The organism is Streptosporangium fragile (assembly GCF_039534445.1).
GTDB classification, from domain to species: domain Bacteria; phylum Actinomycetota; class Actinomycetes; order Streptosporangiales; family Streptosporangiaceae; genus Streptosporangium; species Streptosporangium fragile.
On sequence record NZ_BAAAVI010000136.1, the window covers coordinates 1 to 6745 of the forward strand.

Genomic DNA, 6745 nt, shown 5'->3' on the forward strand with positions numbered 1-6745 from the left:
CCCTGCTCGCCTCGGCCGTCGGCGACCACGACGCCGCCTACCGGCACCTGACCCTCCTGGGACGGCTGGCGGAGCGCAACGGACTCACGTGGTGGCGCGGCCGGGCCCTGGCCGCTGCGGGGTCGCTCCCCGCGCACCTGCCGGACCTGTTCCCGCGCCAGGAGGGCGGCGAGTCGTACGGGCCGGGCGGGGGATTCTCACGGGCGGCGCCGGGAGGCGTCGCCCCGCCCTGGGCCGGTCTCGACCGCGCCAGAAGCCTGTCGTGAGCATCGCCCGGCCACCCGCTGCGGGCCGCTGACGGACGGGATCCGCTCCGCTCCGGCCGAGCGGCCGGTGCCCGGCCCCCGGGCCGGGCACCGGCGCCCCGCCGCCCGGCGGCGGATCCCACGCCCGGCGCCGGCCGGGTGACACCCGCGCCGGATCGGGGAGCCGGGCGCGTGGCGCCCGGCCGGCTCAGGGGGCCGGCGCGTCGAGGATCGGGATCAGCTCCTCCTCCTCGTAGGCCAGGTGGCTTTCCAGCTCGTCCGTGAGCCGTTCGACGTCGGAGAGCACCCGCAGCGGGTCCGCGCCGTCGGTGGAGACGACCTCCTGCAGTTCGGCGAGGAGGGCCGCGATCTTCTCGTGCTCCCGGCGCAGCCGGTCCAGGACCGGGGTGAGCTCGGGTCGGCGCCCGGCGAGGAACGGGAACATCCCGGCGTCCTCACCGGTGTGGTGATGATGCAGCCCCCGGCAGACGGTCAGGCAGTTCACCCGGAGTTGGGCGCCCAGCCCGGGACCCGACCCGGCGATCTCCTTGCGGATCAGGGCGAGCTCCCGCCGGAAGGCGTCGTGGATCAGCTTGAGGGCCGCGCCCCACGACTTCGCGTTCGGGTTCGGCGGGCCCGGGACCGGCTCCAGGGCGACCACCGGGATGACGCGTGACGTCTTGGCCTGGTAGCCGGCCCATCCGGGGTCGGCCTCGGCGGCGCGGGCGAAGGCGCGGTCGCGTTCGGCGCCCTCCAGGACGACGGCCCGCGCCTCGTGGGTGAAGGCACCGCTCTCGACCTTCACCCGAGGATTGGCCACCAGGTTGTGGAACCAGGCCGGGTGGTGCGGCGCGCCACCGGCCGAGGCGATGACCAGGACCCGGTCGCCGTCGGGAAGGTAACCGAGCGGGGTCGTGTGCGGGACACCGGACCGCGCCCCGACGGTGGTCAGCAGGAGCAGCCGGGCCCCCTCGAAAAAACCGCCGACCCGCCCGCCGTTGGCGCGGAACTCCTCGATGACCTGCTGGTTGAAATCGTTCGGCATTCTCTGCTTTCTTCTCCGGAACCGTGGTCCCGCGGACCGCGCGCGGGCATGACGAAGAACCCGCCCGGTGGGCAGGGTGAAATCACCACGGGGCGGTCTCGACCGTGATGGGGAAAACAGGAGAGGTGCGCCAGGCGCCGTTCATGAACGGCTTGCGAAATCGGCGGCACCGCCGAGCAGGTGAAAACGTCGCGCGAGAAGCGCGGGAAGGGGGAGAAAGGAAAGGCGGGCCTCTCGCCCGCCCGGCGGTCACGCCGTGGCCGGGTGCCTCACTCGCTCTTGGCCCATGGCCGACCCGGCAGTCACGACGTCAACCCTAGTGCCGCGAACACGCCAGGGCAACGTCGTTCTCGGGTCGGTCGCTCGCACCGACTTGTGGCCTGCCGGCCTCCCGGCGCCACTTTTCATGATCATCGGCAGGTTGTCTCATGTGGTTTCCAAGAGTGATGGGCCAACGTGGACGAGGCTGGATCCCTTGCTTCCTCCGGCCGCCAATGGAAAGCAGCGGGCCTGCCCGGAAAGAGGGGCAACTCTATCGTGATGTGCTCTGCCGGCGAGTCGCGAACAGGTAACCCGTCAAGGGCAATGGAGCAGGTTTAGAGGGCCGGGCGGCCCGGACCCTTGAATGCCCGCCCCAGGCAGGAACGCCCTTGCATCCCCTCCACATCGCCATTCCGTGCCCAACGCGCGGCCTCGACTCCGGAGGCTCCCTCTTGAACCGGCTATTCAGTCATGCCCTGACGCGATGGACGGCGCTTCACGTGCTCGCTGTGATGCTCTCCTCTCTCGCCTGGCCCGTGCCCGCGATGGCCGCACCGGCGGCGACACCACCTCGGGGCGTTGCGGCGTCGTCGGCCGACGGCGTGCCCAAACTGATCGATCTGGGCAGCCTCAACGCCGGCGGCCTCGGTCGCTTGGTCGACTATGTCGGAAGGATCAACAACAGAGGCCAGATCCCGGCGACGCGCTACAAAAGCACCAGCGAACATTTCAACAGAGCCATTCTGTTCTCCACCGGATCGGACACCGGGACACAGGTCACGGAGATCCACCCCGGCCTCGGCCTCAACGAGGAGTGGAGCAACAGCACTGCCCGGGACATCAACAATGACGGAACGGTAGTCGGGAACTACAGCGAGCAAAGAGCCAGCATGCCCACCATGCAGCCCAGGGCGTACCTCTTCAAGGACGGCGCGGTGACCAAGCTGGAGTTGAACCACGCGCGGGCGGTCAACGACCGCGGGCAGGTCCTGGGCGACAACTGGCTGCGCGACCCCGACGGTTCGATCCTGAAGATCTCCCCGTCGCACACCGATGACGAGATAGGGGCTTACTCGCTGAACAACGCCGGTGAGGTGGTCGGCGCCGCGGACGGGGACCCCGATCCGGACAATCTCCGGCCCGTCGCCTTCCGCACCAGGCCCGGCGAGCCGCTCAACCTCGAACGTGACCGGCTGACCGCCTCTGGGCACCCCGCGACCCTGGCTCTCGCCATCAACAACAGGGGCCAGGTGGCCGGCTTCGGCAAGGACGAAACCGGTGGCTACATCCCCCTCATGTGGGACAAGGACGGCGGCGTCCAGGTGATGAAGACCCCGTACGGCGGCCAGGTGCTCGCGATCAACGATGCCGGCGTCGGGGTGGGATTCATGAATCGCCTCGAATCCAACGGCGTGTTCGTCGCCCAGCATGCCGCCCTGTATGTGAACGGTCAGGGATTCGACCTGAACACCCTGGTGCCGGACACCATGGGCTACACCCTGGTCGAGGCCAACGGCATCAACGACCTCGGCCAGATCACCGGGATCATGGAGCGCAAGTTCGGGGGCGTGTATCACGCCTTCCGGCTCGACCTGGGAGTGGGCAGGCCCGTCATCAAGTCGCTCACCCTGGAGACGCGGATGTACCCCTCCGAGGAGTGGGTCCCGGTGCCGGAGAGCGGGACGTTCGACGGCAACCAGGTCCGCGTCACCGTCGCGGTCACCAACCCCGGTGCCTACCCCGCGCCCGTCCAGCTGGTGCTGAATGAGGAGAAGTCCGGCCTGTTCCTGCCCGGCGGGATGTTCGACCTGGTTCTCCGCCCGTACGAGACCGTGACGAAACAGGTGGTCTGGGACACCGAGGGGTTCGCCTGGTACAAGGGCCAGGCGCGCTCGGACCGCGCCGTGACCGCCAAGCTCCTCGTCGCCGGTGGTGTCGTGCATGACAACCGGACCGAGCCGCTCCTGGTGCGGCCCAAGCCCGTGGTCCTCGTGCACGGGTTCATCAAGGACGCGCAGACGTGGGGGGACCACGCGTCTCTCCTGGCCTCCCTCCACCCGCTGCTGAAGGGTTTCGCGGTCGGCGACGGGCAGGCCCCGGGAAAGCTGTCTCTGGGGGATCCGGCCAACCCGTATGAGCCCACCCTGAACTACGGGGAGAACGCCAGGCAGCTGTCGCTGTACGTCAAGGGAGTGCTTGAGAAGACGGGCGCCTCCCGTGTCGATCTGCTGACCCATTCCCTGGGCGGCCCGGTGGCCCTGCTCATGCTCCACAACTACGACGTAGAGAATCCGCTGGACGGCAAGCCGTCGGTGAACCGGCTGCTGCAGATGGGCGCGCCGATCCTGGGAACGCCCTGCGCGGACCTGGTCATGGACCTCGTGCACGACGAGCAGCGGAGAAACCCGGACGCCAAGATGCCGTACTGGCCGGCGCTGCTGTATATGAGCGAGGAGTTCGCCCCGGAGTTCCACGACGAGGTCACCGGTCCGAGCGAGGTGAAGGTCTCGACGCTCGTGGGCTGGAAGCACAAGGTGAAGTGCCCGAGACTCGACCGTGAGAAAGGCGAGTTCGTCGACACGGAGATCGACGGCGATGGCTTCGTGCCGTGGCAGAGCGCGCATGCCGGCTACTACGACAGCCTTTATACCACCACCACGCATGGGGAGATGACCAGGTCGGCGGAGGACATCCGCACCTATGTCAAGCCGCGGCTGGCCTCGCGGCTGACCGATTCCGACAACCCCAGCGGTGAGCTGCCCCCCAAGCCGGAGGAGGAAGGGAAGCAGGTCACGGGGCCGGGCAGGGACAGCGCGGAGCCCGGTAGGGGCGTCACCGCCGCCGGGGCCGGTGCGGATGACGGCGCCGCCGGTGCGGTGTCGACCTTCGCCACGCCGTCGGCCGTGGTGGAGGCGGGCAAGACCGTGAGCGTGCCGCTGGAGGTACCGGCGGGCACCAGGCTCGGTGTCGTCGGGATGCTGCCGCAGACCGTCGGGCTGCTGCTGCGGGATCCGGCGGGCAAGGAGGCGGCGTCGTACACGGCCGGCGGCGACGTGGCCAGGCAGCCCATCCAGGGACTGAACGTGGCCAAGCCGCAGGCCGGGGCATGGACGCTGGAGGTCACCAACACCGGCACCGAGCCGGTCACCGCCGGTGTGGTGGCCTGGATCGCGGGGAACACGGTGACGGTGGCGGCCGAGGCCGAGGCGTCGGAGGACGGCCGGGTGACGGTGAAGGCCACGGTCACCGACGGCGGGCAGCCGGTCACCGGGGCGACGGTGAAGGCGGTCCTGCTGGGAGAGGACGGCGCCCGGCATGAGCTGACGCTGGCCGACGACGGCGGCAGCGGGGACGGCGGTGCCGGGGACGGGGTGTACGGGGCCGGGAGCGAGGCGCTGGCCGACGGTGTGTACGGCATCGCGGTGCGGGCCGAGAGCGCCAAGGGGCTGCGGACCGACCGCGCCGTGGTGGAGGTGGCCAAGCCTGATTTGCGGGAGTTCGAGCTGGAGCTGTCGGCTGATCCGGGCGGGTCGGTGTCGGCGTCGCCGGCGATGGAGAAGTACCGGGCCGGTACGACGGTGACGTTGACCGCCACGCCCGAGGCCGGGCGGATGCCGACCGGGTGGGTCGTGGACGGGCACGAGCGGCCGGCCGGGACGCTGCGGCTGGTCATGGACGGGCCGCATACGGTGGTGGCCCGGTTCGGGTCGTACACGGTGACCGAGCTGGGCGGCGCGCCGGGTGAGTGGGCCGATCACACCAAGGCGACCGCGCTCAACGACCGCGGGCAGGTGGCGGTCACGGTGGAGCCGGCGCTGCGCAGCCGGCAGGCGATGCGCTGGCAGGACGGGGTGTTCACCGCGCTGGGCGGCCTGCCGTGCACCGATCAGGACAGCCGCTCCTGTAACACCTACGCCACCGGTATCAACGAGGCCGGGGATGTCTCCGGCACGGCCACCACGCCGGTGAACGGCCGCAACGAGGAACACGCGGTCGTCTACCGCGCCGATGGGACTGTGCAGGATCTGCAGCCGGCCGACAGGCCGAAGGACACCATCAGCTGGGCCTGGGACCTCAACGACACCGGTCAGGTGTCCGGCTGGATGCGCCTGTCGTACGACTACGACGCCAACCCGTTCGTGGTGTGGGAACGGGGAGCCGCGGTCACGCTGCCGGACGAGCCGCAGTTCACCGCCCGCGACGGGGCGCCCATGGGCCGGATCAACAACTGGGGTCAGGTGGCCGGGGCCCATGTGACCGAGCGGGGCATCGAGGGCCTGCCCCTGAGCTGGCAGCCGGCCGTCTACCGGGACGGGGAGACGACCAAGCTGCCGGTGGACGGGTGCGCCTCGGCGCACGGCACCGCCTCGGACGTCAGCAACGTCGGGACGGTGGCCGGGTACCTGCGCTGCGATGAGGGCGGCAAGAAGGTCCCGCGCGCCGCGGTGTGGCAGGACGGCAAGCGCACCGATCTGGGCAAGGGCCGGGCGACCGCGATCAACGATCACGGGCTGGTGGCCGGGCTGACCGCGGAGGCCTCGCCGGCCGTCTACTGGGCGCCCACGCTGTGGCTGGAGGGTAAGGCCTACAAGCTGGCCGATCTGCTGCCCCGGCCGCTGTGCCCCGACGACGACGATGCCACCACCCGGCCGTGCATGGGTGTGTATGAGCTGGTGGATGTCAACTCCGCCGGGCAGGTGCTGGCCCGCGGGTTCGTCCGGGACCGCTCGGCCACCTCGGCCGGGTTCTCCCAGTCGCCGCGGTCGTTCCTGCTGTCCCCGACCGCGGCGCGGGCGGATCTGCAGGTCGAGCAGACGGTCTCGGCGAGTGAGCCGGGCCCGGGCGCGAGGCTGACCTGGACGGCCACGGTGACCAACACCGGCCCGCAGGCCGCCACCGATGTCGTCTTGGACGTGCTGTTGCCGCAGGAGCTGGCCGGGGCCGCGGCCTGTGACACCTGGCGGGGTATCTGCACCCGGATCAAGGAGGGGTTCCGCAACACGGTCAAGGTTTTGCAGCCGGGCTGGAGCGCCAAGGTCGAGGTGTCCGCGACCATCCCGGCCAACACCGCCGCCGACACCGTGCTGACCGCGCGGGCGCTCGCCGCGTCCCGGGCGGTGACCGACCCGGACCCGGGCGACAACACCGCCGCCACCAGCGCGACGGTCAAGCCCTGGCTGGACAGGACCGGGAT

3 protein-coding genes are annotated in these 6745 nt (G+C 70.6%); 2 read left to right on the top strand and 1 reads right to left on the bottom strand.

Going from position 1 to position 6745, the window contains the following annotated elements; translation table 11 throughout:
- A partial coding sequence (locus ABD841_RS39930) for a hypothetical protein (protein ID WP_344982269.1) occupies positions 1-266 on the top strand: 266 nt, incomplete at its 5' end.
- A gap of 187 nt (positions 267-453) precedes the next feature.
- On the opposite strand, the gene ABD841_RS39935 is transcribed toward ABD841_RS39930, so the two are convergent.
- Positions 454-1290, bottom strand: a complete 837-nt coding sequence (locus ABD841_RS39935; protein WP_344982270.1) for a nitroreductase/quinone reductase family protein — start codon at positions 1288-1290, stop codon at positions 454-456.
- Between the two features lie 1151 nt (positions 1291-2441).
- On the opposite strand from ABD841_RS39935, the gene ABD841_RS39940 reads away from it, so the two are divergent.
- Positions 2442-6745, top strand: a 4304-nt coding sequence (locus tag ABD841_RS39940) for an InlB B-repeat-containing protein (protein WP_344982271.1), incomplete at its 3' end; no start/stop codon positions are given.